Genomic DNA, 24,293 nt, shown 5'->3' on the forward strand with positions numbered 1-24,293 from the left:
CGCGGTGACGACGATCCGCCGCACCGTCCCCGTCACGGTCGACGTGCAGAACGCCGATCGGTACCTGAACGTGCCGTTCGAGGTGCCCGCGGGCACCGACTCGCTCGAGGTCGTCATCCGCTTCGACCCGAGCGAGTCCGGCATCGACCTCGGCTGCGCCGGTGCCGGCGGCTGGCGCGGCTGGTCGGGCGGCGCGCGCACCGAGTACGTCATCACGGCGACGGATGCCACGCCCGGGTACCTTCCGGGCGAACTCGAGCCGGGGGAGTGGAACGTCGTGCTCGGTCTCCACCGCGTGCCGCTCCAGGGCGTCGAGGTCGAAGTCGAGATCACGATGCCCTCGTCGCGACCGGTGCCACCGGTGCCCGAGGCCGCACCGGTCGCCCGCGAGGTGCGCGGCAGCGATCGCGGGCTCCCGGCCGAGGCGGGACTGACCTGGTTCGCCGGCGACTTCCACGGGCACACGATCCACTCCGACGGCCGACTCCCGATCGGCGGGCTCGCGGCACTCGGCGTGGCATCCGGCCTCGACTTCATGGCGGTGACCGACCACAACACCGTGAGCCACCACGCCCACCTGCCCGGCGAGGGTGCGAAGCACGGCATCACGCTGCTGCCGGGCCAGGAGGTCACGACCCATCGCGGCCACGCGAACGCGTTCGGCGAGATCGGCTGGATCGACTTCCGCGAACCCGCGCAGCATTGGGTCGACGAGGTCGACCGGCGCGGAGGCATCCTGAGCATCAACCACCCGATCTCGGGCGACTGCTCGTGGCTGCACCGTCTCGAACGCCGCCCCGCGGCGGTCGAGCTGTGGCACGCGACGTGGTTCCTCGAGCTCATCTCGACGGCGCCGTTCGCCTGGTTCCGCACCTGGCCCGCCGGCGCGACCCTGCTCGGCGGCAGCGACGTGCACATGCTCGAGGAGCCGCAACGACCCGGCACCCCCACCACGTGGGTCGCCGCCGAGGATGCCTCGGCCGAGGCCATCCTCGAGGGGGTGCGCGCCGGTCGCACCGCCATCACGGGCAGCGGTCGCTTCGACGGCACGGTGCTCATGCCCGAGCTCATGCGCGCACCCGCCCTCGTGCGTCTCGGCGACGAGGTCGTCGCGGTCGACGCCGAGGGGCTCGTGCTCGTCGACGGTTTCGGCCGACGGCGATCGGTGCGTGCCGCGCGGGAGTCGTTCGCGGCCGACCCGGCTGACGGGCCCCACTACCTGGTGCTCGCCGACCGCCGCATCATGGCGCTCTGCGCCTGAGCCCAACTCCTTCTCCTTCACCTCCGCCCCTTCCTTCTTCACCCGGAGCCGCCCATGGACACCCCCGACGAACTCGTGATCGTGCCGCACACCCACTGGGACCGCGAGTGGTACGAGCCGCACGACGTCTTCCGGCTGCGCCTCGTGCACATGGTCGACCGGCTGCTCGACACGCTCGAGCAGAACCCCGGCTACCGGTTCACGCTCGACGGGCAGGCCGCGGCCGTCGACGACTACCTCGAGATGCGGCCCGAGCAGCGCGAGCGCATCGCCGCTGCGGTCGAGCGGGGGCAGCTCGCGGTGGGGCCGTTCCTCATCCTGCTCGACGAGTTCCTGTGCGACGGCGAGACGATCGTGCGCAACCTCGAGCTCGGGCTGCGCTCGAGCCGCCGGCTCGGGACCGAGATGCGGCTCGGGTACCTGCCCGACATGTTCGGCCACTCGGCGCAGATGCCGCAGCTCCTGCGCGGTTTCGGCCTGCGCGACGCGATGCTGTGGCGCGGAGTGCCCGCCCGGGTCGACTCGCACGCCTTCGCGTGGACCGCGCCCGACGGCTCGACCGTGCGCACCGAGTACCTGATGGACGGCTACGGCAACGCGCTCGACCTGTTCGCCCTGCCGGGGCAGCTCGACCGACTCGTGCGCGAGTATCGCGACCAGGTCGCGGGCCGCTACGGCTCTGAGCCGATCCTCGGCATGCTCGGCACCGACCACAGCGCGCCGCCGGCCGATCTCATGCAGGTCGTCGAGGCGGCGAACGGCGAGGTCGAGCTCACCGTCGACACCGCCGAGGGCTACGTGCGCCGGGTCGCACCCGGGTGGGCGGCCGGCGACGACGGCGCGCTCGCGGGCCTGCCCGTCGTCGCGGGCGAGCTGCGCTCGCACGCGCGGGGCAACCTGCTGCCCGGCGTCTTCTCGATCCGCACGAACCTCAAGCAGGCGATGGCCGACGCCGAGCGTCGCCTGGGCGTCGCCGAGCGGCTCGACGCCGCGTTCGGCTCCGACGACCACCGCGCGTTCTTCGACACCGCCTGGTACCGGCTCGTCGAGTCGACCGCGCACGACTCGGTGACCGGTTGCGGCGTCGACGCCACCGCGAGCGAGGTCGAGGGCCGGCTCGCCACCGCCGCGCACGTCGCCCGCGGCGTCGTGCTGCGCACGATGGAGCGCATCGCCGCCTCGGTGACGCCCGACCGGCACGTCGTCGCGAACCCGACCGGCTTCGCGCGGCGGGCGCACGTCGAGATCCGACTGCACGACCCCGAGCGGCTCGAGCTCGGAAGCGGCGTGCAGCTGCTCGACGCGCTGCCCGAAGTGCTCGGCGACGAGACCATGGCGACCCGCGAACTGCGCAAGCTGCTCGCCCGTATCCACGGCCGCGAGCTGTTCGGCCAGCTCATCAACGACTGGACCTTCACCGACCACGGCGTCCGGTTCCAGGTGGCCGAGGCGCCCGTCGGCGACTTCGATCTCGCCGCGTTCACGGAGGAGCTCGAGCGGCGCATCGCCTCCGACCCGACCGGCGAGCGCACCTGGCGGGTCGAGATCATGGCCGACCCCCGCCGCGTCGCACTCGTCGGCGTCGACGTCGGCGGCATCGCGCTCGCCGAGCTCGACCCCGCCACCGCGACGGTGTCCGACGACCCGGTGACGGCCAGCGGCCGCACCCTTGCGAACCGGCGGCTCACCGCCACCGTCGACGAGCGCGGCAACGTCACGATCGAGGCCGCCGACGGCACCGTGCTCCGCGACGCGCTGCGGCTGGTCGACGAGGGCGACCGCGGCGACTCCTACAACTACGGCCCGGTGTCCGCGGCGACGGCCGTGACCGACCCCGACGAGGTCGAGGTCGCGGTGCTCGAAGCGGGCCCGCTGCGCGGGCGGCTGCGCGTGCGGCGCCGGTACGCCGTGCCCGCACGGCTCGACGCCCGCGACCACGACGCCCGCGCCGAGGCATCCGTGCCGCTCGTCGTCGACACCGTGCTCGAACTGCGCGAGGGCGAGCCGATGCTGCGGGTCGAGGTCGACTTCGTGAACCCCGCAGCCGACCACCGCCTGCGCGTGCTCGTACCCACGGCCGAGCGGGCGCTTGCCGGTTCGTCGGCCGCCGGGCAGTACGTCGTCACCGAGCGCGGCCGCGAGGGCGAGGGAGGTTGGGGCGAGTTCCCGCTGCCGACCTACCCGGCCGCCCGGTTCGTGCACGCGGGGCGGGCGAGCCTCATCGTGACGAAGCACTCGGAATACGAGGTCGTCGCCGACGAGCGCTCGGGCGACGATGCGATCGCGCTCACCCTCGTGCGCGCCGTCGGCATGATGAGCGTCAACGTGCACCCGCTGCGCGACGAGCCGGCCGGCGGCCAGTTCGAGGTTCCGGGTGCGCAGTACCTCGGCACCCGCGTGCGCACCTCGTTCGCCGTGCTGCCCTCGGCCGCGGGCTGGGCCGAGTCGGGCGCGGCCCGCTGGTCGGAGCTCGTGCGCACCGAACCCGAGGTCGTGCGCGGCACTCGCGGCGGCCCCGCGGTCGTGGGCGGCGTCGCGGGCGCGGGCGGAGCCGCCGGCGCGGCCGACGACCTGCCCGCCGGACCGGTGCTCGAGGTCGGCGGCGATGTCGTGCTCGAGTCGCTGCGTACGGTGACGGATGCCTCGGGCACGCCCGTGCTCGAGGCGCGATTCGTGAACTACCGGGGTGCGGCGCAGCCGCTCGCCGCCCGTGCCGACGGCGTCTGGGACCGCACCGACCTCACCGGCACCGCGCTCGAGACCGACGTCGACCTCGCGTCGTTCGAGATCGGGGCGGCGCGCATCGAGACGTTCCGGCGGCGATCCGCGTGACCCTCGGTCACGGGTGAACCGCGAGACCCGCCGACCGTCTACTGTCAGAACATCCGAACAACTGGAGAAACGATGGCCCAGCTCCCCGAGCAGCGACTTCCCGTCGAGCTGTTCCTCGACCTCGACCGCTCGGGGCCGGTGCCGCTGTACTACCAGATCTCCAGCCGGCTCGAGCAGGCGATCCGCGACGAGACGCTGCCCGCGGGGTCGCGTCTCGAGAACGAGGTGGCGCTCGCGGCCCGCCTCGGGCTGTCGCGACCGACGATCCGCCGTGCCATCCAGGAGCTCGTCGACCAGGGGCTGCTCGTGCGCCGGCGCGGCATCGGCACGCAGGTCGTGCACGGCAAGGTCACGCGCAACGTCGAGCTGACGAGCCTCTACGAAGACCTCGAGCGATCGGGCCAGAAGCCCGAGACCGCGGTGCTCGCGGTCGAGCAGGGCGCCGCCGACGAGCGGGTCGCCGAGGCGCTCGGCGTCGAGCTCGGAAGCCCCGTGCTGCACATCCGGCGCCTCCGCAGCGCCGACGGGGTGCCGCTCGCGATCCTCGACAACGTGCTGCCCGAGCCGTTCATCGACCTCGACCGAGAGGCGCTGGAGAAGCACGGGCTCTACCAGCTGCTGCGTGCCCGCGGCGTGACCATGCGCGTCGCCAAGCAGCGCATCGGCGCCCGGGCTGCGACCGCCGGCGAGGCCGAACTGCTCGACCTCTCGCGCGGCGCGCCCGTGCTCACGATGTCGCGCACGGCGTTCGACAACTCGGGTGTCGCGGTCGAGTTCGGCCAGCACTGCTACCGACCCGACCGGTACTCGTTCGAGGTGACGCTCGTCGATCGGTGAGCGGCGGGGTGCGGCGGCGCGCTCATCGGTGATCGTGAGGAAACTTTCGCTGGTCGATGCGGGGCGCGAGGGGTGATCGCGAACACGGGGGCCATCATCGCGGCGGAGTATCCGCCGGCGATTCCCGAACTGGAAGACCGCGTGCCGGCGCGGGGCACGACCGTGAAGGCGGGGGACCCGCTGTCGGTCGCTGTGATCGTCGAACGCGGAGAAGCACCGGGTCACGCCGAAGGGATTCGCGTCGTGTACGAGGTCGCGGGCGTCGAGTCCGTCGCGATCGGTGGCATGCAGTACGACCTCGTCGACCGCTGCTCCTGAACCGTCCTCCGAGCCGCGCCGATGCGCTCACTAGGCTGGCCCGCATGACCCCGCGCCGACGGCCGCCGAACGCTGCTCGCGCGATCGCCGGAGCGCGCATCGGTGCGGCGGCGGTGTGCATCGCGGTGCTCGGATACGCCTACGCACTCCGTGTCTCCGTCGGCGACGGCAGCGCCTTCGACTTCTTCGGCTACTTCACGAACCAGACGAGCCTGCTCACGAGCGTCGTGCTGATGGGCACCGGCGCGATCGCGCTCCGAGGTCGCCGCGTGCCCGACTGGCTCTCGACGGCGCGCGGCATCGCCGTCGCGTGCCTCGTCGTCGTCGCACTCGTCTACAACCTGCTCGTGCCGGGCACGGGGTCGGCGCCCCCCTGGGTGAGCGCCCTGCTCCACCTCGTCTTCCCGGTCGCGGTCGTGCTCGACTGGATGCTCGTCGCCGACCGACCGGCGCTGCCGTGGCGGCGACTCTGGCTCGTCCTGCCGTACCCGATCGCCTGGCTCGTCGTCGTGCTCGCACGCGGCGTCACCGACGGCTGGGTTCCCTACGGATTCCTCTTGCTCGAGCGGGGGCTGCCGTCGCTGGTCGCCCACGTCGTCGGCTTGCTCGCCGCGCTGCTCGCGGCGGGTGCACTCGTGTGGGCGGCCAGTCGACTGCGGGTGTTCACGATCGCCGATGCGGGCCCGCCCACGGCAGTGCCGTCTGCGCTCCCAGCACCATCGTCGGCGCGGATGCCTCGGGGTTGAACACCTCGTCGGAGGTGACGACCGCACCGACGATGTGAGCGGCCGTGCGGTGGCGGTGCCGCGCGCGCACGAGCCAGGGCAACGCGACGAGGCAGAGCACGAACGGCGTGACGAAGATGCTCGCGAGTGCGAGTGCCGGCCAGGTCTCGCCGGTGACGCCCATGGCCGTGCGGTACGCCCGCACGCCGTCGGCGTCGACAGCGCGGGCCGCCATGGGCGGTCGGCCTAATCGGTCGGTTCGTCGGCGGGGTCGGGGAGGTACGCCGTGAAGTCGATCGGCACAGTCGGCGGCTGGGTCGAGTCGGGCGGCCCGAGTGGGAGCATCGTCGGTTCCTTTCTCACGCCGGGCGCGAAGCTGGTGCGGCGGCCGGTGCAGACGGCCGCCGCACTATAGATATGTCCGGCACCGGCCGAAAGGTTCCACCATCTCCGAAATCAGTGACGTGCCACGGCCTCGACGAACCGTTCGACGGTCATGTCGTCGGGAAGCGCCACCACGAGATGATCGCCGGTCATCGGCTCGACCACCGCCACCTCGATGGCCCCGTGCGCCGTGGTCGCCGCACCCGCAACGCCGACCGAAGCGCATCCGGTCGGAAGCAGCACCGACAGGCCGACTCCGCAGACCGCACCGACCCCGCGGGCCCTACCGACCAAAGCACCCACTGACGGGCCTCCCCATCGAGTCCCACGGGTGCGTGGATGCGCACGGGGTCTCACGCCATCGGTGCCCGGGCGGCCCGTACAGGTGTCGGCGCCGGAGAACGCTCGACGGGCTCAGCCGACCAGGGGGCGCTGCGCCTTGCGTGCCTCGTCGTACCCGGCGCGAGCCTCCTGGATGCTCGGCGTCGACGAGACCTCCGACACGGGCACGTCCCACCAGCCGCCGCCGTCGGGTCCGCCGAGCAGCGGGTCGCTCTCGACGTGGATGAGCGTCGTGGTGTCCGAGGCCTTCGCAGTCGCCATCGCCCGGCCGAGCTCGGCGATCACGTCGGGACCGGGCGCGATCTCGATCACGTCGACTCCGTAGCTGCGCGCGTTCGCGGCGAGGTCGACGGGCAGCACCGCACCGGCCTGGAAGTTGCGCGCCACCTCGTCGTACTCCCGGTAGCGGGTGCCGAAGCGCTGCGAGCCGACCGACTCCGAGAGGTTGCCGATCGAGGCGAAGCCCTGGTTCTGCACGAGCACGACGATGAGCTTCTGCCCCTCGGCGACGGCGGTTACGAGCTCGGTGTGCAGCATCAGGTACGAGCCGTCGCCCACCATGACGATGACGTCGCGGTCGGGCGCCGCACGCCGCACGCCCAGGCCGCCCGCGATCTCGTAGCCCATGCACGAGAACGCGTACTCGACGTGGTAGCCGAGCGGGTCGCGCACCCGCCACATGCGGTGCAGGTCGCCCGGCAGCGAGCCCGCGGCCTGCACGACCACGTCGCGCGGGTCGCTCGCCGCCTGCACCGCGCCGATGATCTCGGCCTGACTCGGCCGATCGCGGCCCGCCGGCTCGAACGCGGCGTCGACCGAGGCATCCCACTCGGCCTTCTCGCGCGCCATGCGCTCACGCAGGTCGTCGCCCACGCGGTAGCCCTCGAGTGCTCGCGCGAGGGCCTCGAGGCCCTCACGCGCGTCGGCGATGAGCGGCAGCTGCGTGCCGTGCTTGTAGGCGTCGAAGCTCGCGACGTTGAGGTTCACGAACCGCACCTCGGGGTGCTGGAACGCGGTGCGGCTCGCGGTCGTGAAGTCGCTGTAGCGGGTGCCGACGCCGATCACGAGGTCGGCCTCGGCGGCGAGCCGGTTTGCGGCGGTCGTGCCCGTCGCACCGACGCCGCCGAGGTAGGCCGGGTGGTCCCACGGCAGCGAGCCGCCGCCCGCCTGGGTCGTGCCGACGGGGATGCCGGTCGCCTCGACGAGGCGACGGAGCGCCTCCTCGGCGCCCGAGTAGAGGACGCCGCCGCCCGCGACGATGAACGGGCGCTCCGCGGCGCGGATCGCGGCGACCGCCCGCTCGAGCGGCCCCGCTTCGGGCACCGGCCGGCGCACGTGCCACTCGCGGTCGGCGAGGAACGCGATCGGCACGTCGATCGCCTCGGCCTGCACGTCCTCGGGCAGCGCGATCGTCACGGCGCCCGTCTCGACGGGGTCGGTGAGCACGCGCATCGCGGCGAGGGCGATCGAGAAGAGCTGTTCGGGCCGCTCGACCCGGTCGAAGAACCGCGACAGCGGTCGGAACGCGTCGGTCACCTGCACGCTCGTGTCGTGCGGCAGCTCGAGCTGCTGCAGCACGGGGTCGGCAACCCGGGTCGCGAACGTGTCGCTCGGCAGCAGCAGCGCGGGCAGCCGGTTGCTCGTCGCGAGGGCCGCGCCCGTGAGCATGTTCGCAGCGCCCGGCCCGACCGACGCGGTGCTCGCGAACGTCGCCCGCCGGCGGCGCATGCGCGCGTAGCCGACCGACTGGTGCACCATCGCCTGCTCGTTGCGCGCCTGGTAGTACGGCATCTGCTCGGGGTCTGCGGCGTTCGACTCCATGAGCGCCTGGCCGAGCCCGGCGACGTTGCCGTGGCCGAAGATGCCGATCACGCCCGGGATCGTGCGCTCCCGCACGTCGCCGTCGACGGTCCACTGGTGGGCCAGGAACTCGACGAGTGCCTGGCCGACGGTCATGCGCTTGGTGGTCACTGCGGGGTTCCTTCGTTCGGCGCGGTCGCGGTGGCCGCGGTCGGGTGCGAGGCCGGAGCCGACGCCGGGTACGGCAGCCGCGGGTCGACGATCTCGTCGTCCCACGTGTCGCGCACCCAGGCGTGGGCGGGCTCGTCGGTGATGCGCCAGACGCGCTCGCCGGGGCCGGCCATCACGTTGAGGTAGTAGAGGTCGTAGCCCGGCGCCGCGGCGGCCGGCCCGTGGTAGCCGCCGGGCAGCAGCGCGACGTCGCCGGTCGTGACCCGCTCGTCGATCGCGATCTCGGTCGCCGACGAGGATGACGCGGAGAACAGCGCGAACGGCTCGGCGGTGCCGTGCGGCGCCGGCCGCGAGGCATCCCCGCGCGTGACGGCCGCCTCGAAGTAGTAGATCTCCTCGAGCTGCGACTCGACGCCGGGCACCTCCTCGTCGTGCTTGTGCGGCGGGTACGACGACCAGTTGCCGGCGGGCGTGATGACCTCGCACACGATGAGCCGATCGGCCGCCATGACGGCGGGCGTGCCGAGGTCGTGCACCTGCCGGCTCGCCTGCCCGCGGCCGCGCAGTTCGACGGGCGCCTCGTCGCGACCGATGAGCCGAAGCGGATGCCTCGTGGTCGCGGGCGCCTCGGCCACCGCGAGCCTGCCGGGGCCGGTGACGACGGCGCTCGCCCCGACGGGAAGGTAGAGCGTGTCGGTCGGCCCGTCGAACACGGAGCCGCGGCCGTCGAGGTCGAACGCGTGTGCGGTGCCGTCGGCGTCGACGACCTGGACGTGCACGCCGCCGCCCGCGAGCGGCACGAGCTGGCGCTCGATCTCACCCGCGGGCAGCTCGAGACCCGCATCGCCGCGGTCGCCGAGCTCGGCGACCCGCAGGCCCGTGTGCCGCCAGCCGGGCAGCGAATCGTCGACGACGATGCTCCAGCCGTCGCGGGCGAGCGAGCCGTGCGGGTGGAACCAGGCGGCGTCGGTGCTCATCTCTCGTCTCCCAGGTCTCGCGTCAGGCGTCGTGCACGAGCGCGGCGGCGGTGTCGACGGCGTGCTGCACGTCGTGATCGGGCGGATACAGGAGCGTACGTCCGACGACGAGGCCGCGCACGCCGGGCAGCGCGAGCGCGTCGCGCCAGTTCGCGTAGGCCGCATCGGGGTCGGCGGTGCGCTCGCCGCCGAGCAGCAGCGTCGGCATCGTGGTCGCAGCCATCACCCGCGCCATGTCGTCGACGACGGGCAGCTTCATCCACGTGCAGGCCGAGCTCGACCCGAGACCCGCCGCGATCGCCACCGATGTGATGACCGCCTCGGTGCTGAGCTCGTTCACGACGCGGCCGTCTCTCCGCGTGCTCATGAACGGCTCGAGCATGATGGGCAGGCTCGCCGCCGAGGCATCCGTCACGGCTCGGGCGGTCGCCTCGATCGTCGCGGCCGTGGCGGGATCGTCGAGGTCGATGCGCAGCAGCGTCTTCGCGAAGTCGAGCCGGTCGCGCACGATGCCGTCGATGTCGTAGGCCGTGAACCGGTCGTCGAGCTCGAAGCTCGCGCCGCGGAGGCCGCCGCGGTTCATCGAGCCGACGACGACCTTGTCGTCGAGGAGGCCGAGCAGCGCGAGGTCGTCGACGATGTCGGGGGTTCCCAGCACGCCGTCGACGCCCGGGCGCGAGAGCGCGAGCGCCAGCCGGTCGAGCAGCTCGTAGCGGTCGGCCATCGCCATCGGCTCGTCGCCGACTCCGAGCGCGCCGCGCGCGGGGTGATCGGCGGCGAGGATGAAGAGGCGCCCGTCTTCGCCCAGCAGCGGGCGGCGGGTGCGGCCGGCGTGGGCGTCGGCGATCGCACCGGGCCCGGCCGCGCGCAGTTCGCGCAGCCGGTCGAATCGGGCCTCTTCGAGGTATCGATCACCGTGCGACATCGGACGCTCCTTCCGGCAGACGGCTCACGGGGCCGGTTTCGCCCGCGGCGCGCCCGGGACCGGCACTGCGCCGGGCCTCGACCTCGGCGGTCGTCGGCATCGCCGTCGAGCACTCACGACGCGAGGCGACGATCGCTCCGGCGACGTTGGCGAAGGCGATCGTGCGATCGAGGGGCCAGCCCGAGAGCAGCCCGTGGCACAGCGCGCCGCCGAAGCCGTCGCCCGCACCGAGCCCGTTGACGACGTCGACCGGGAAGCTCGGGGCCTCGACCGTCTCGTCGCGAGTCTTCGCGAGCACGCCGTCGGGACCGCGCTTGACGACCGCGAGCTCGACGCCTCGGGCGAGCAGCGCGTCGGCGGCGCGGTGCGGGTCGCGCTCGCCGACGGCGATCTCGCACTCCTCCTGATTGCCGACGGCGACGGTGACGTGGTCGAGCGCGCGGCTCACCTCACGGCGGGCCTCGTCGGGCGACGACCAGAACATGGGTCGGTAGTCGAGGTCGAGGATCGTGAGCGGCCGCCGCTCGCGGGCGGCCCACGCGGCGTGGTGCGCGGCGCGGCTCGGCTCGGCGCTGAGGCCCGTGACCGTCGCCCAGAACACACCGGCGTCACGGATCGCGTCGAGCGGCAGGCTCTCGGCCGTGATCTCGAGGTCGGGCGCCTTCGGGCTGCGGTAGAACACCAGCGGGAACTGGTCGGGCGGGAAGATCTCGCAGAACGTGATGGGCGTCTGCAGTGCGTCGACGGTGCCGACGAACGCGGTGTCGACGCCGAAGCCGCCGAGCTCGCGGCGGATGTAGCGGCCGAAGGCGTCGTCGCCCGTGCGCGTGATGACGGCGCTCGACCGACCGTGCCGGGCCGCCGCGATGGCGACGTTCGTCGCACTGCCGCCGACGGACTTCGAGAACGTGTCGACGTCTTCGAGATGCACGCCGTCCTGCAGCGGATAGAGGTCGACGCCGACCCGCCCCATCGTGATGATCTCGAACCGGCTCGTTGCGGTGGTGCTGGTCATACTGCGCCGTACAACTTTCTCTCGGGGCCGCGAGCGCTTCCCCGGCGCTCGCGGTGCGATCAGTCTACACAGAATGTCCTAACAAAGTTTGGCAGATATATGACCGCCGAGGACGGTTCGGGCCGGGCACGACGAAACCCGGGCCGCGGCGGGTGCCGCGACCCGGGTGCGTCACGAGGTCGCTCAGCCCGCCGGTGCGATGTTGTGATTGCGCCGGAACGCGTTGCCCGGGTCGACCTCGGCCTTGATGCGGCGGAGTCGCTCGAGCGTCGCCGGCGGGTACATCGATGCCGTGATCTCGTCGCTGCGGTTCGCCTCGAAGCCGCCGTACGAACCCGTCGTGAACGCGATCGCCGCATCACTGCCCGCCTTCACCGCGGTGACGAGCTCGGGAGCGGCATCGGCCGGCAGCACGCCGTTGACGACGACGAGCGCCTCGGCGTCGCGATGGGCGATCGCCGTGTCATCGGCAGCGACCCTCGAGAACGCGCCGCCGAGCCAGCGCAGCAGCGCCATCGTCGGCACGTCGCGCGCGTACGCCGCGGCGACCGCCTCGAGCAGTTCGTCGGAGACCTCGGGCGCGAAGCCGTTGCCGCCCACGAACTGGAACGGCGGTCGCCCGGGCGGGGCGTCTTCGAGCAGGTCGCCGTACGCGAGCGGTGCGAGGTCGACCTTCGTGACCGACGGCAGCGCGAGCAGCGGTGCGGCGAGCTCGCGCAGTTCGGCCTCGGTTCCGCGGAGGGCGATGCCGACCTGCGGGCCGCCGGGCATCTCGGGACCCATCGGGGGCATGAGCATGATCGACGAGTTCAGGTCGTCGGAGCCTGCGCGCATGACCTCGCGCCAGGCCCGCAGCACGGTCGGCACGTCGGAGCGGTCGAAGTGGATCGAACCGCCGACGAGTCCGTCGACGGAGCTCGCCTGCACGGTGAAGCGCGTGACGACGCCGAAGTTGCCGCCGCCGCCGCGCAGCGCCCAGAACAGGTCGGGGTGCGACTCGGCGTTCACGATGAGCACCTCGCCCGCTGCGGTCACGAGTTCGACCTCGCGGAGCGCGTCGATCGTGAGGCCGTAGGTGCGCACGAGCCAGCCGATGCCGCCGCCGAGCAGAAGCCCGCCGACGCCCACCTGGCGGGTGTCGCCGGAGCTGATGCCGAGACCGCGGGGCGCGAGCGCCGCCGCGACGTCGCCCCAGTGGGCGGCCGGGCCGAGGGTGACGAGGCCGGCGTCGTCGACCTCGATCGTGTCGAACTCGCCCATGTCGACGACGAGCCCGTCGTCGACCGGGAGGAGGCCGTGCCCGCCGCTGCGGACGGCGATGGAACGGCCGGCCGACGATGCCGCGGCCACCGCGGTCGCGATCTCGTCGACCGTGTGCGGCCGCACGACGGCCTCGGGGTCGCCGGCGCCCGCGAAGACGGTGCGGCCGGTGTCGTATTCGGATGCGCCGGGACCGAAGGCCCGGCCTGGGAGTTGCTCGCTCAGATCGGTGAGAAGAGACATTTCGTCAGTCTGGCAGCGGCCGCCGACACGCGGAAGCGTGCTCGCTCACCGCTGAATGGATGCGCGCGCATGGGACCGCGTCGGGGTCGTAGCGGGTGTCGGCGCCACGGCGTATGGTGCTCGGCATGACGTTCGACGACGGCCTGGTCACGGCCAACATCACGGTTTCACTCGACGGCTTCGTCGCCGGCCCGAACCAGTCGCTCGAAGATCCGCTCGGCGAGGGCGGCGAGTCGCTGCACCGCTGGATGTTCGAGCAGCCCGACGAGGCGCAGCCCATCGTCGACCAGATCCTCGCGCCGCGCGCGTACATCATGGGCCGCAACATGTTCGGCCCCGTACGAGGCGAGTGGCCCGATGACTCGTGGAAGGGCTGGTGGGGCGACGACCCGCCGTACCACGGCCCCGTCTTCGTGCTCACCCATCACCCGCGCGAGCCCGTCGAGATGGAGGGCGGCACGACGTTCCACTTCGTGACGACCGGCATCCACGACGCGCTCGACCGGGCGAGGGCCTCCGTGGGCGGCGGCGGCCGCATCTCGATCGCCGGCGGCGCGAGCACCGTGCAGCAGTACCTGAGGGCCGGGCTCATCGACCGCATCATCGTGAGCGTCGCGCCGATCACGCTCGGCTCGGGCGCACGCCTGTTCGAGGGCCTCGACCTCGAGTTCACGCCCGTCGACGTGCTGCAGACCGACCTCGTGACGCACATCACCTACGACGTGCAGCGGTGAACGATCACGTCACTCGCCGCTCGGGTGCGCTCCCGCCGCGTCGATGACCCACGCGTACGCGAAGGCGCGCTCGCGCCAGGCCGCGTAACGGCCCGACACCCCGCCGTGCCCGGCGGCCATCTCGATCTTCAGCAGCGGGTCGGCGCCCGCGTCGCGCAGCTTCGCCACCCACTTCGCCGGCTCGACGTAGAGCACCCGCGTGTCGTTGAGCGAGGTCACCGCGAGGATCGGCGGGTAGTGGTTGACGTGCACGTTCTCGATGGGGGAGTACGACTTGATGTACGAGTAGACCTCCTCGTCGTCGAGGGGGTTGCCCCACTCGTCCCACTCGATGACGGTCAGCGGCAGCGACGGATCGAGGATCGACGTGAGCGGGTCGACGAACGGCACCTCGGCGAGGAATCCCGAGAAGTACTTCGGCGCGAGGTTCGCGACTGCGCCGATGAGGAGGCCGCCGGCGCTGCCGCCCTGGGCGACGAGCCGGTCGGGGGCGGTGATGTCGTTGTCGACGAGGTGCCTGGCGGCCGCGATGAAGTCGGTGAAGGTGTTGCGCTTCTCGAGCTTCTTGCCGTGCTCGTACCAGAGCCGCCCCATCTCGCCGCCGCCGCGCACGTGCGCGACCGCGAAGACCATGCCGCGGTCGAGCAGCGACAGCCGGGGGATGCCGAAGCCGGGGTCGATCGAGTGCTCGTACGACCCGTAACCGTACAAGAGGGTCGGCGCCGGCTCGCCGAGCGTGACGAGGTCGTGCCGGTACACGAGCGAGATCGGAATGCGCGTGCCGTCGGTCGCCGTCGCCCACTCGCGGCGCTGCGCGTAGCGGGTGGCGTCGTAGTCGCCGAGCACGGCCTGCCGCTTGCGCAGCCGACGCTCGCCAGTCGCGACGACGAGGTCGAGCACGGTCGACGGGGTCGTGAAGCTCGTGTAGCCGAGGCGCAGCGTCGGCTGGTCCCACGCGGGGTTGCCGGCGAGCCCGACTGAGAAGAGCTCCTCGTCGAAGGCGAGCTCGTGGAGGGTGTCGTCGGGCGTCGCATCGGTGGGGAGCCCGCCGGCCGGCACCTTCGCGACCGCGACCCGGGGCAGCCCCTCGCGCCGGTACTCGAGGGCGACGAAGTCGCGGAACGCGTCGACGCCCTCGATGCGCACGTCGGCGCTGTGCGGCAGCAGCATGCGGCGCGGACCCTGCGGGTCGTCGGCCGCGACCGAGACGAGCTCGAAGTTCACCGCGCCGTCGTTGTGGGTGATGAGCAGCCGGTCGCGTCCGCCCGCGACGACGTGCTCGACGTCGTACTCGACGCCCTCCTTGCGCGGCCACACGACCGAGAACTCACCCGTCGGATCCGAGGCATCCAGCAGCCGGGTCTCGCTCGTCACGTTCGACCCCGCCTCGATGACGAGGAAGCGGCGGCTGCGGGTCAGCCCGACGCCGAGCCAGAAGCGCTCGTCGGGTTCCGAGAACACGACCACGTCGCCGGATGCCTCGGCGCCGACCTCGTGGCGGTGGATCGTGTCGGGCCGCCAGGACTCGTCGACGGTCGCGTAGAACACGAAGCGTCCGCTCGGGTCGAACACCGCGCCGGCCGCGGTGCCCTCGATCTCGTCGGCGAACTCGCGCGCCGAGTCATCCAGCGCCCGGAGCCGGATCGTGTACCGCTCGTCGCCCTCGACGTCGACGCCGTAGAGCAGCAGGGCGCCGTCGGTGGACACGTCGAAGCTGCCGAGTGCGAAGAACTCGTGGCCCTCGGCCTCGACGTTCTCGTCGAGCAGCACCTGCTCGCCCGGAAGCGCCGCGCCCGAGCCGTCCATGACCGGCGGCTCCCAGTCGTCGGGGCCTGCCGCCGCGACGCGGCAGTGGATCGGGTACTCGAGCCCCTCCACGGTCCGGCTGTAGTACCACCAGTCGCCCTCGCGCACCGGGACCGAGAGGTCGGTCTCCTTCGTGCGGGTGCGGATCTCCTCGAAGATCTGCTCCTGCAGGATCGTGAGGTGCTCGGTCTTCGCGTTCGTGTACGCGTTCTCCTCGTGGAGGTGCGCGATGACCTCGGGGTCGTCCTTGTCGCGCAGCCACTCGTAGTCGTCGACGACGACGTCGCCGTGGTGCACGCGTTCGATCGGTCGCTTCGGAGTCTTGGGCGGAGTCAGCACGAGGTCCACGCTACTCCGGGGGTCGTTGGGGGGTCACGGCTCCCGGCCGCTCGAACTCCATGGGTAAGGAAACTGAAGTTTGCTCCGCTGTCGACTTAGGTTAGCCTTAGCTCAGCCCTTCAACGGCTCAGCCCCCACATCGTTCATCCCTGGAGACGCGCGTGCTCGCCAACTACCTGATCGGCCTTCGCGAAGGCCTCGAGGCCGGTCTCATCGTCGGCATCCTCCTGGCGTACCTCTCGAAGATCGGGCACCGCGAGCTGCGCGGCCGGCTCTGGATCGGCATCGGCATCGCCGTTGCGGTCTCGCTCGGGGTCGGCGCCCTGCTCACCTGGGGCCCGTACGCGATGACGTTCCAGGCGCAGGAGATCCTCGGCGGCGTGCTGTCGCTCGTCGCCGTCGCGATGGTCACCTGGATGATCTTCTGGATGGGCACCCACGGCCGCACGCTCTCGAGCGAACTGCGCGGGCGGGTGGATGCCGCGGTCGAGCGCTCGACGTGGGCGCTCGTGCTGCTCGGCGCCCTGTCGGTCGGGCGCGAGGGCATCGAGACCGCGCTCTTCGTGTGGGCGAACGTCTCCGGAGGCAGCGACCCGGTGCTCGGCACGCTCGGCGCCCTCGCGGGCATCGCCACGGCCGTCGTCATCTCGTGGGGCATCTCGAAGGGCCTCGTGCGATTCAACCTCGGCACGTTCTTCACGTGGACCGGGCTCTTCCTCATCCTCGTCGCCGCCGGCGTGCTCTCGTACGGCATCGGCGACCTGCAGGAGGCCTCGGTCATCCCCGGCTGGGGCACCGCGGCCTACGACCTCACCGCGGTCGTGCCCGCGGGCGGCTGGCTCGACTCGCTGCTCGGCGGCATCTTCAACTTCACCCCGCAGCCGACGTGGGCGCAGGTCATCGGCTGGGTCGTCTACGTCGCCGTGACGGTGACGCTCTATCTCGTGATGCTGGGGCGCCGCCATGCTCCCAAGCCCGCCCCGGCGGCGGCCTCGGCCGTCGTCGCGGCCCACTGATTCTTCCCTCATCACCCTCGAACCAGGAGCCACCTATGACCCGTCGTGCCCTCGCGGCCTCCGTCGCCGTGACCGCACTCACCGCGCTCACCCTCACCGGGTGCGTGGCGAAGGCCGATCTCGCACAGGCGATCGGCGTCGACATCACCGACGACGGCTGCGCCGTCGCCGTCGACACCGCCCCCGCCGGCGCGGTCACCTTCGCGCTCGAGAACAACGGCACCGAGGTCAACGAGTTCGAGATCCTCGCCGACGACAAGCTGCGCATCGTGGGCGAGAAGGAGAACGTCACCCCTGGCCAGCAGGTCGACTTCACGGCGCAGCTCGAACCGGGCACCTACTACACGGCGTGCAAGTTCCAGCAGGTCGGGGCGCCGGTCGGGCTCGCCGAGTTCACGGTCACCGGCGAGGCCTCCACCGTGTCCTCCGGAGAGCAGGAGCTCAGCGACCAGGCCGTCACCGAGTACCTCGCGTACGTTCGCTCGCAGACGAGCGAGCTGCTGCCGCTCGTGCAGGAGTTCGCCGACGCGTACAAGGCGGGCGACGACGAGACGGCGCGCTCGCTGTTCGCGGCGGCGCGCGTGCCCTACGAGCGCATCGAGCCGACCGCCGAGGCGTTCGGCGACCTCGACCCGAAGATCGACTTCCGCGAGGTCGACGCCGTCGCCGACGGCCTCGAGTGGACGGGGTTCCACCGCATCGAGAAGGACCTCTGGGCGCCGCAGCCCGGCGACCTCAACTCCGACGGCCAGGACGCCCTGAAGGGCTGGGCGCCGTCGACGCCCGAGGAGCGCACGGCGTACGCCGAGGGCCTCGTCGCCGACGTCACCGAGCTGCACGAGCTCGTCACCGACGAGTCGTTCTCGGTCGGCCTCGCCGACATCTCGAACGGCGCGATCGCGCTCCTCGACGAGGTGGCCTCGGGCAAGATCACCGGTGAGGAGGACTGGTGGAGCGGCACCGACCTCTCGGACTTCGCGGCGAACGTGCAGGGCGCCGGCGTGGCGTTCGGCGCGGTGCGCCCGCTCGCCGAGTCGAAGGGCGACGAGGGCACCGAGCTCGCGGCCGAGATCGACGAGCAGTTCGCCGCACTCGAGGCCGAGCTCGCGAAGTACGGCTCGCTCGAGGAGGGCTTCGTGAACTACAGCGAGCTCACCGACGCCGACAAGAAGGCGCTGAGCGACCAGGTCAACGCGCTCGCCGAGCCGCTCTCGCAGCTCACGGCCACGGTGCTCGGGGTCTGACATGTCTGACACGGAGCCCACGTCGGCACCCCAGGAGGAGACGCCGAGCGTCTCGCGCCGGGGCCTGCTCGGCCTCTTCGGTGCGGGCGCCGCGGGCGCAGCGGTCGGCTTCGCCGGCGGGGCCGCCGCGGTGGGCGCCGCGATGTCGTCGGCGTCGGCCTCCGTGAGCGGCGCCGGCTCTGCGGCATCCTCGTATGCCTTCTACGGAATGCACCAGGCGGGCATCACGACGCCCGCGCAGGATCGCCTGCACTTCGCCGCGTTCGACGTGGATGCGTCGCTCGATCGCGAGGGCCTCATCGAGCTGCTCACCGACTGGACGAACGCGGCCGCACGGCTGTCGCAGGGCCTCGACGTCGAGGAGGGCGGCGCCGTGGGCGGTTCCGACTACGCGCCGCCCGCCGACACCGGCGAGGCGCAGGGGCTCCCGGCCGCGGGCCTGACCCTCACCTTCGGCTTCGGGCCCGGCATCTTCGAGGACGCCTCGGGCGCCGACCGCTTCGGCCTCGCGAGCCGCCGACCGCCGGAGCTCGCGCCGCTGCCGCGCTTCCAGGGCGACGCCCTCGAACCGGCACGCACGGGTGGCGACCTCTGCATCCAGGCGTGCGCCGACGACCCGCAGGTCGCGGTGCACGCGATCCGCAACCTCAGCCGCATCGCGTTCGGGCGGGCGACGCTGCGCTGGTCGCAGCTCGGCTTCGGCCGCACCTCGTCGACCTCGACCGCACAGGCGACGCCTCGCAACCTGTTCGGCTTCAAGGACGGCACCGCGAACGTCAAGGCCGAGGAGACGGACGTCGTCGACGAGCAGGTCTGGGTCGCGGAGTCCGACGGGCCTGCGTGGATGGCGGGCGGCTCGTACCTCGTCGCGCGGCGGATCCGCATGATCATCGAGAACTGGGACCGCGTGCAGCTCGGCGAGCAGGAGATGCTCGTCGGCCGGTCGAAGGGCGAGGGCGCACCGCTCTCGGGCGGCACGGAGTTCACGGAGCCCGACTTCGAGGCCGAGGGAGCGACCGGGGCACCGCTCATCGACACCAACGCCCACGTTCGCCTCGCGCACTCGTCGAACAACAACGGCGCGCGCATGCTGCGTCGCGGTTACAACTTCGTCGACGGCAACGACGAGCTCGGCCGCCTCGACGCGGGCCTGTTCTTCCTGTCGTTCCAGCGGTCGCCGAAGCAGTTCATCGACATCCAGACGTCGCTCGCGACCGACGGGCTCAACGAGTACCTGAAGCACGTCGGCTCGGCGATCTTCGCCGTGCCCGGCGGCGTCTCCGAAGGCGAGTTCGTGGGGCAGAAGCTGTTCGCCTGAGCCGCTGACGGCCGAGGCGGTCAGAACTCGACGACCTCCCACCGGTCGCCCGAGACGTGGCGCAGCCGGCCCCGCTCGCCGTGCTGTCCGTCGAGCACGCCGACGAAGTCGAGCACGGGCTGCGATCCCGACCGCTCCTCACCGGCCGTGACCTCGGTGTCGGTGTAGCCGAGCTCCGCGAGTGCGACCCGCTGCGCCTCGGCATCCCAGGCCTGCGACATCCCCCAGGTCATGAGCCCCCCGGCGACGAGCCCGCCGATCGCCGCGAACACGCCGAGCTCGATCATCCGCGAGCCCCTGCGCCGGACGCCGATGGCGACCACGACGGTGCCGCCGAACACGATGAGCAGCGGGATCACGAGCGGCCACGGGTTCCATGCCGCGATGGTGACGACCTCGGTCATTCGGGCCTCCTCGCCTCACCTGATGACCCGACGATACCGGGCGCCTGCGCGGGCATTCATCCCTGCTGCCGGCGCCGGCGCCGAGGCATCCCGTTCAGTCGTCTTCTTCGACCTCGGTGACCTGCCACTGGTCGCCGCCCGTGCTCTTGAGGAACCCTCGCACCCGTTCGCCGTCGCGCTCGGCCTGGAACGCGATGACGGCCGGTTCGCCCGGGCCGGTGATCTGCTCGGCCGAGAACGTCGGCGACTCGTAGCCGAGCCCGATGAGCGCGTCGGCGCGCGCACCCTGGTCCCACGAGCCGGGCATGAAGCCGAACATCGCGAGCGCCCCGAGTGCGGCGAGGAAGAAGATCGCGCTGCCGAGCTCGCGCACCGGCTTCGAGTGCCGGCGCGTGCCGATGCTCGACACGACGATGCCGCCGATCGCGATCACGATGGGGATCGCGAGCGGCCAGGGATGCCACGGCGTGACGGTGACGATCTCGTTCACAGCTGGCCTCCGCTCTGTTCGTACTGCGTGGTCTCCTACTGCGTGCACGGGCGGTTCGCGGGCCGATCGCGGCGGTGCGGTCGAGCGTCGAGGCGACAGCGAGGTCGCGGCAGTCCGCGTCGTCGATCACGATACTCGCCGCCGACCTCAGGGCCCACCCCGGCGGGCAGGCCCCGGTCCGATTCGGTGCGCGCGCTGATGACGCGGCCCGGAGACTCCCGAATGCTCTCCTGACGGAATGGAGACCCACTCATGCTCATGCTCATGCTCACCCTCGGAATGCTCGCCGTCTCGGCGATCGTCGCCGCCGTCGTCGAGGTCCGCCTCGACGGGCTCGGCAGGCCTCGGCAGACCCTTCCGGCGCCGGGCTCGCGATCGTCTTAAGCCGGTCTCCGGCGGCTGCGGCGCCGAAATAGGGCGATCGTCCGATGGGCCCGAGGCGCCTTAGCGAGGAGTCTGAGGTCATCCGATCGCAACGGTCGGAGTCCGACACAGGAGGAAACCATGCAGTACTCGGCAGATCTCGTCGCGATCCGCACGCATGAGGCGAACGTGCTCCTGGCGGAGCGCCGGCTCGCGCAGCGGCTCGCCGTCGACGAGCAGGCGGTCGAGGCGGACGCCGCGGGCACGGCCTCGGCCGGTCACGTCCGGCGCCGGCGGCACGTCGGCCGCCGCGCTCCGCAGCTCGCCCTGCGGTGAGCGGTTCGGCCGCGGTCGTGAGCATCTTCCCGGTCGTGCGATCGATCGCGGATGCCTCGGCCGAACGCACCGCGCGTGTCACCGGCGCATGGGACGATGTGTTGGTGACCACCGCCGCGTCCAGCGCCACGATGATCGGGCGCGATGCCGAGCTCGCATGGCTCGGCGGCCTCCTCGACGAGGCTGCCGCCGGGGTGCCCCGCACGGTCGTGATCGGCGGCGAGGCCGGCATCGGCAAGAGTCGCCTCATCCGCGAGTTCCGGCAGCGCGCCGAGCGCACCGCGCGAGTCGTGTTCGGCCAGTGCGTCGACCTCGGCGCGGTCGCGGCGCCCTACGCGCCCGTCAAGGCGGCGCTCCGCGCCCTGGTCGCGGAGGTCGGCGGCGAGCGGGCGCTCGAGATCGTCGGCCCGGGCCGCGCCGCATTCGTCGCCCTCCTGCCCGAGCTGGGGGCGATCGGCGAGCCCGTCGACACCGTGGCGATCGCCGGTGGGTCGGGTGCGAGCGGGCAGCTGCACGAGGCGATCGCGGTGCTGCTCGAGACGCTCTCGCACGAGCGGCCCATCGTGCTCATCGTCGAAGACCTCCACTGGATCGACCCCGCGAGCCTCGCACTGCTGCGCTTCCTCACCCGCATGCTCGCGTCGAGCCGGGTGCTCATCGTGCTGAGCTACCGCAGCGAAGACGTCACCCGTGGCCATCTCCTGCGGCCCTTCCTCTCCGAGCTCGAGCGCGACCGCTGGGTCGAGCGGCGCGAGCTCGCGCGCCTCTCGCGCGACGAGGTGCGCGAGCTCGTGGCATCCATCGCCGACGAGTGGCCGACCGACGGTGTGCTCGACGTCCTCTTCCGCCGCAGCGACGGCGTGCCGTTCTTCGTCGAAGAGGTCGTGGGCCTCGACGGCTGCCGCGACGAGTCCGACCTTCCCGACACCCTGCGCGAGCTGCTGCTCGCACGCTACGAGCGCCTCTCCGACGAGGCGCAGCAACTGCTCCGGCTGATCGCGACCGGCGGCGTGCGCGTGAACCACTCGATGCTCACCGCGGTCTTCCGCGGCGGTGACGCCGATCCCTCGACCGGCGCGGGCCAGCGCCTAGATGAGGCAGCGCGCGAGGCGATCCTCGGCGGCGTTCTCGTCGTCGACGGCGACGAGTACGGCTTCCGCCACGCGCTCGTCCGCGAGGCGATCGCGGCCGACATCCTTCCCGGCGAACGGGCGCGGTACCACGCCCGGTACGCCGAGGCCTACGAGTCGCTGGCCGCCGCCGGCACGCGCCGTCTCGCGGCTGAGATCTCGTACCACTGGCTGGGTGCGAACAATGCGGCCAAGGCGTTCCCCGCCACCGTGCAGGCGATGCACGAGGCCCGCCGCTCGACGGCGTTCGCGTCGGCCGCGCAGCTCGGCGAGCGGGCGCTGGGCCTGTGGGACGTGGTCGACGATGCCGAGCAGATCGCCGGCATGAGCCGCATGGAGTTCATGGGCCGCACCGCTTCGCATCTGCGCAACGCGGGCGAGAACGAGCGCAGCCTCACCCTGCTGAAGTCCGCCCTCGCCGAGTGCCCGCCCGACGACCCCGACTTCCCCCGCCTCCTCCGCGACGAGGCGCTCACCCTCGCCGGGGCGGGGCGGCCGGGCTCGATCCCGCTGCTCGAGCAGGCGCTCGAGGTGCTCGGCGACCGGTCATCGCTCATGCGGGCGACGGTGCTCTCGGCGCTCGCCGGCCGGCAGATGATCGAGGGCCGACTGCGACAGGCGATCGAGACGGCCGAGAGCGCACTCGCACTCGCACTGCGCGAGGGCTCGGCGCGCACGGCCTCGGTGTCGCTCAACGTCGCTGCCGTGTGCCGGGTGAACCTGGGCGAGGTCGAACGCGGCCTCGCCGACCTCGAGCGCAGTCGGGAGCTCGCGGAGGGCGACGGGCCCGCACTGCTGCGGTACTGGGTCAACGCCTCCGACGTGCACTACCTGATCGGCGAGTACGCGCGGGCCGTCGAGCTCGCCGAGGCGGGCCTCGCCCGCGCGCGACAGCTCGGCCTCGAGCGCGGTTCGGGCGTGATCCTCGCCTCGAACGCCGTCGACCCGCACTACGCGCTCGGCCAGTGGGAGCAGGCGCTGCCGCTCATCGAGCGTGCGCTCGCGCTCGACCCGCCGATGCAGTTCAAGGTGTACCTGCTTCGGGCGAAGGTCTGGGCGAGGCTGTGGCAGGGCGACGCGGAGGGCGCCGATCGCGAGTTCCGCGCGATCCGCCCGATCACCGTCAATCCCGTCAACATCGAGATGCAGACCCGGCTCTCGGTGGGCCGGCTCGCGACCGAGCTCGCGCTCGCGCGCGGCGACGTCGCCAGGGCCTGGCGCGAGACGCAGGGGCTCTTCGATCCACGAGAGCGCCCGGCGGTGGCGCTCGGCTTCCCGTACGCCTGGGCGGCGGCCCGCGTCGTGGCCGCGGCGAAGGCCGGAGCGGGCGCCGCCGATGCCGAGGGGGCGGCGATCGTCGCCGAGGCCGCCGCAGCCGAGCCAGCACTGCGCGAGCTCATCGACGAATTCGACGAGTGGCCGCTGCAGCCGCTCTGGTCCGCCCTCATCGACGCGGAGCTCGCCGCGCCGACCGACGACCCTTCGGGCACCGGCGTCACCGGCGCCGCCGGAGCGTCCGCCGTGGGCGCAGACGCGGCCGCCTGGCGGGCCGCGGTCGCCGCGACCTCCGACCCGACGGCCGAGGCGTTCCTCCGGCCGTACGCGCTGCTCAGGCTCGGCCAGGCCGAGCTCGCGGCGGGTGATCGGGCCGCCGCACGCGCGACCCTGCAGGCCGCGCACGACGAGGCCGAGGCGGTCGGCGTGGGCGCGGTGCTCGCGTCGGTCATGCGAGTCGCCGGTGCGGCCGGGCTGGCGCTCGAGGCCGACCGGCGCGTCGGCGCCGAGGTGATCGGCATCACCGACGGCGTCGCCGCCTCGACCGGTGCCGCCGCCGAGCTGACCGCCCGCGAGCGACAGGTGCTCGAGCTCATCGCCGAAGGCCTCAGCAACAAGCAGATCGGGGAGCGCCTCTTCATCAGTGGGAAGACGGCGAGCGTGCACGTGTCGTCGATCCTTCGCAAGCTGGGTGCGGCGACCCGCACCGAGGCGGCGTACCGCGCCGGCGCGCTGCACTGAAGCGCTG

At 72.4% G+C, this 24,293-nt stretch carries 20 protein-coding genes; 11 read left to right on the plus strand and 9 right to left on the minus strand.

Features of this window, described 5'->3' with window-relative positions; genetic code table 11:
* Positions 1-4 precede the first annotated feature (4 nt).
* The 5 genes from PX701_RS07730 to PX701_RS07750 all read left to right on the plus strand — a co-directional run bounded on the left by PX701_RS07730 (position 5) and on the right by PX701_RS07750 (position 5,994).
* Positions 5-1,261: a CehA/McbA family metallohydrolase gene (locus PX701_RS07730; RefSeq protein ID WP_275505943.1), complete on the plus strand. Its 1,257-nt coding sequence runs from the start codon at positions 5-7 to the stop codon at positions 1,259-1,261.
* Between the two features lie 54 nt (positions 1,262-1,315).
* Positions 1,316-4,093 (plus strand): glycoside hydrolase family 38 N-terminal domain-containing protein, encoded by a 2,778-nt coding sequence (locus PX701_RS07735; RefSeq protein WP_275505944.1) that lies wholly within the window; start codon positions 1,316-1,318, stop codon positions 4,091-4,093.
* A gap of 72 nt (positions 4,094-4,165) precedes the next feature.
* On the plus strand, positions 4,166-4,930 hold the full coding sequence (locus PX701_RS07740; RefSeq protein WP_231429166.1) for a GntR family transcriptional regulator: 765 nt from the start codon (positions 4,166-4,168) through the stop codon (positions 4,928-4,930).
* 72 nt (positions 4,931-5,002) lie between these two features.
* Positions 5,003-5,248: a hypothetical protein gene (locus tag PX701_RS07745; RefSeq protein WP_275505945.1), complete on the plus strand. Its 246-nt coding sequence runs from the start codon at positions 5,003-5,005 to the stop codon at positions 5,246-5,248.
* A 44-nt stretch (positions 5,249-5,292) separates the two neighbouring features.
* The gene (locus PX701_RS07750) at positions 5,293-5,994 is read left to right on the plus strand and encodes a Pr6Pr family membrane protein (RefSeq protein ID WP_275505946.1); all 702 of its coding nucleotides are present in this window, start codon (positions 5,293-5,295) and stop codon (positions 5,992-5,994) included.
* Here the strand turns inward: PX701_RS07750 and PX701_RS07755 are convergent.
* From PX701_RS07755 to PX701_RS07780, 6 genes are all read right to left on the minus strand, one after another.
* The gene (locus PX701_RS07755; protein WP_275505947.1) at positions 5,912-6,208 is read right to left on the minus strand and encodes a hypothetical protein; all 297 of its coding nucleotides are present in this window, start codon (positions 6,206-6,208) and stop codon (positions 5,912-5,914) included. The two genes, PX701_RS07750 and PX701_RS07755, sit on opposite strands and share 83 nt — an antisense overlap.
* A 563-nt stretch (positions 6,209-6,771) precedes the next feature.
* On the minus strand, positions 6,772-8,655 hold the full coding sequence (gene iolD, locus PX701_RS07760; RefSeq protein ID WP_275506772.1) for a 3D-(3,5/4)-trihydroxycyclohexane-1,2-dione acylhydrolase (decyclizing): 1,884 nt from the start codon (positions 8,653-8,655) through the stop codon (positions 6,772-6,774).
* Between the two features lie 11 nt (positions 8,656-8,666).
* Positions 8,667-9,647 (minus strand): 5-deoxy-glucuronate isomerase, encoded by a 981-nt coding sequence (gene iolB / locus PX701_RS07765; protein WP_275505948.1) that lies wholly within the window; start codon positions 9,645-9,647, stop codon positions 8,667-8,669.
* A gap of 22 nt (positions 9,648-9,669) precedes the next feature.
* Entirely contained in the window at positions 9,670-10,572 is a 903-nt protein-coding gene (locus tag PX701_RS07770) for a class I fructose-bisphosphate aldolase (RefSeq protein ID WP_275505949.1), read from the minus strand.
* Positions 10,559-11,587, minus strand: a complete 1,029-nt coding sequence (gene iolC, locus PX701_RS07775; protein ID WP_275505950.1) for a 5-dehydro-2-deoxygluconokinase — start codon at positions 11,585-11,587, stop codon at positions 10,559-10,561. Before iolC ends, PX701_RS07770 begins: the two co-directional genes overlap by 14 nt.
* A 183-nt stretch (positions 11,588-11,770) precedes the next feature.
* Entirely contained in the window at positions 11,771-13,090 is a 1,320-nt protein-coding gene (locus tag PX701_RS07780) for an FAD-binding oxidoreductase (RefSeq protein WP_231429159.1), read from the minus strand.
* Between the two features lie 125 nt (positions 13,091-13,215).
* Here PX701_RS07780 and PX701_RS07785 point away from each other — a divergent pair, with 125 nt between their 5' ends.
* Entirely contained in the window at positions 13,216-13,824 is a 609-nt protein-coding gene (locus tag PX701_RS07785) for a dihydrofolate reductase family protein (RefSeq protein WP_231429158.1), read from the plus strand.
* Between the two features lie 9 nt (positions 13,825-13,833).
* Here PX701_RS07785 and PX701_RS07790 read toward each other — a convergent pair whose 3' ends face one another.
* Positions 13,834-15,969: a S9 family peptidase gene (locus PX701_RS07790; RefSeq protein WP_275505951.1), complete on the minus strand. Its 2,136-nt coding sequence runs from the start codon at positions 15,967-15,969 to the stop codon at positions 13,834-13,836.
* Positions 15,970-16,130: 161 nt separating this feature from the next.
* Here PX701_RS07790 and efeU point away from each other — a divergent pair, with 161 nt between their 5' ends.
* The 3 genes from efeU to efeB are packed head-to-tail and all read left to right on the plus strand — an operon-like array spanning position 16,131 to position 19,547.
* Positions 16,131-16,985: an iron uptake transporter permease EfeU gene (efeU, locus tag PX701_RS07795; RefSeq protein WP_231429156.1), complete on the plus strand. Its 855-nt coding sequence runs from the start codon at positions 16,131-16,133 to the stop codon at positions 16,983-16,985.
* A 35-nt stretch (positions 16,986-17,020) separates the two neighbouring features.
* Entirely contained in the window at positions 17,021-18,229 is a 1,209-nt protein-coding gene (gene efeO, locus PX701_RS07800) for an iron uptake system protein EfeO (protein WP_231429155.1), read from the plus strand.
* Between the two features lies 1 nt (position 18,230).
* Complete coding sequence (efeB, locus tag PX701_RS07805) at positions 18,231-19,547, plus strand: iron uptake transporter deferrochelatase/peroxidase subunit (RefSeq protein WP_275505952.1); 1,317 nt, start codon at positions 18,231-18,233, stop codon at positions 19,545-19,547.
* A 20-nt stretch (positions 19,548-19,567) separates the two neighbouring features.
* On the opposite strand, the gene PX701_RS07810 is transcribed toward efeB, so the two are convergent.
* Positions 19,568-19,951: a hypothetical protein gene (locus PX701_RS07810; RefSeq protein WP_275505953.1), complete on the minus strand. Its 384-nt coding sequence runs from the start codon at positions 19,949-19,951 to the stop codon at positions 19,568-19,570.
* 94 nt (positions 19,952-20,045) lie between these two features.
* Positions 20,046-20,441 (minus strand): hypothetical protein, encoded by a 396-nt coding sequence (locus PX701_RS07815; RefSeq protein WP_275505954.1) that lies wholly within the window; start codon positions 20,439-20,441, stop codon positions 20,046-20,048.
* A 504-nt stretch (positions 20,442-20,945) separates the two neighbouring features.
* On the opposite strand from PX701_RS07815, the gene PX701_RS07820 reads away from it, so the two are divergent.
* Together PX701_RS07820 and PX701_RS07825 are read left to right on the plus strand one after the other, a co-directional pair.
* Positions 20,946-21,140 (plus strand): hypothetical protein, encoded by a 195-nt coding sequence (locus tag PX701_RS07820; protein WP_231429151.1) that lies wholly within the window; start codon positions 20,946-20,948, stop codon positions 21,138-21,140.
* A gap of 104 nt (positions 21,141-21,244) precedes the next feature.
* Positions 21,245-24,286, plus strand: a complete 3,042-nt coding sequence (locus PX701_RS07825) for a helix-turn-helix transcriptional regulator (protein ID WP_275505955.1) — start codon at positions 21,245-21,247, stop codon at positions 24,284-24,286.
* Positions 24,287-24,293: the final 7 nt, after the last annotated feature.

This window comes from Agromyces chromiiresistens (assembly GCF_029167465.1).
In the GTDB taxonomy this organism is placed as follows: domain Bacteria; phylum Actinomycetota; class Actinomycetes; order Actinomycetales; family Microbacteriaceae; genus Agromyces; species Agromyces chromiiresistens.

What these genes read in the sequence shown, in the direction of transcription:
- PX701_RS07735 (WP_275505944.1), top strand. Translation starts at nt 1,316, where the DNA reads ATGGACACCCCCGACGAACTCGTGATCGTGCCGCACACCCACTGGGAC.
- PX701_RS07740 (WP_231429166.1), top strand. Translation starts at nt 4,166, where the DNA reads ATGGCCCAGCTCCCCGAGCAGCGACTTCCCGTCGAGCTGTTCCTCGAC.
- PX701_RS07750 (WP_275505946.1), top strand. Translation starts at nt 5,293, where the DNA reads ATGACCCCGCGCCGACGGCCGCCGAACGCTGCTCGCGCGATCGCCGGA.
- PX701_RS07755 (WP_275505947.1), bottom strand. Translation starts at nt 6,208, where the DNA reads ATGGCGGCCCGCGCTGTCGACGCCGACGGCGTGCGGGCGTACCGCACG.
- iolD (WP_275506772.1), bottom strand. Translation starts at nt 8,655, where the DNA reads ATGACCGTCGGCCAGGCACTCGTCGAGTTCCTGGCCCACCAGTGGACC.
- iolB (WP_275505948.1), bottom strand. Translation starts at nt 9,647, where the DNA reads ATGAGCACCGACGCCGCCTGGTTCCACCCGCACGGCTCGCTCGCCCGC.
- PX701_RS07770 (WP_275505949.1), bottom strand. Translation starts at nt 10,572, where the DNA reads ATGTCGCACGGTGATCGATACCTCGAAGAGGCCCGATTCGACCGGCTG.
- iolC (WP_275505950.1), bottom strand. Translation starts at nt 11,587, where the DNA reads ATGACCAGCACCACCGCAACGAGCCGGTTCGAGATCATCACGATGGGG.
- PX701_RS07780 (WP_231429159.1), bottom strand. Translation starts at nt 13,090, where the DNA reads ATGTCTCTTCTCACCGATCTGAGCGAGCAACTCCCAGGCCGGGCCTTC.
- PX701_RS07785 (WP_231429158.1), top strand. Translation starts at nt 13,216, where the DNA reads ATGACGTTCGACGACGGCCTGGTCACGGCCAACATCACGGTTTCACTC.
- efeO (WP_231429155.1), top strand. Translation starts at nt 17,021, where the DNA reads ATGACCCGTCGTGCCCTCGCGGCCTCCGTCGCCGTGACCGCACTCACC.
- efeB (WP_275505952.1), top strand. Translation starts at nt 18,231, where the DNA reads ATGTCTGACACGGAGCCCACGTCGGCACCCCAGGAGGAGACGCCGAGC.
- PX701_RS07810 (WP_275505953.1), bottom strand. Translation starts at nt 19,951, where the DNA reads ATGACCGAGGTCGTCACCATCGCGGCATGGAACCCGTGGCCGCTCGTG.
- PX701_RS07820 (WP_231429151.1), top strand. Translation starts at nt 20,946, where the DNA reads ATGCAGTACTCGGCAGATCTCGTCGCGATCCGCACGCATGAGGCGAAC.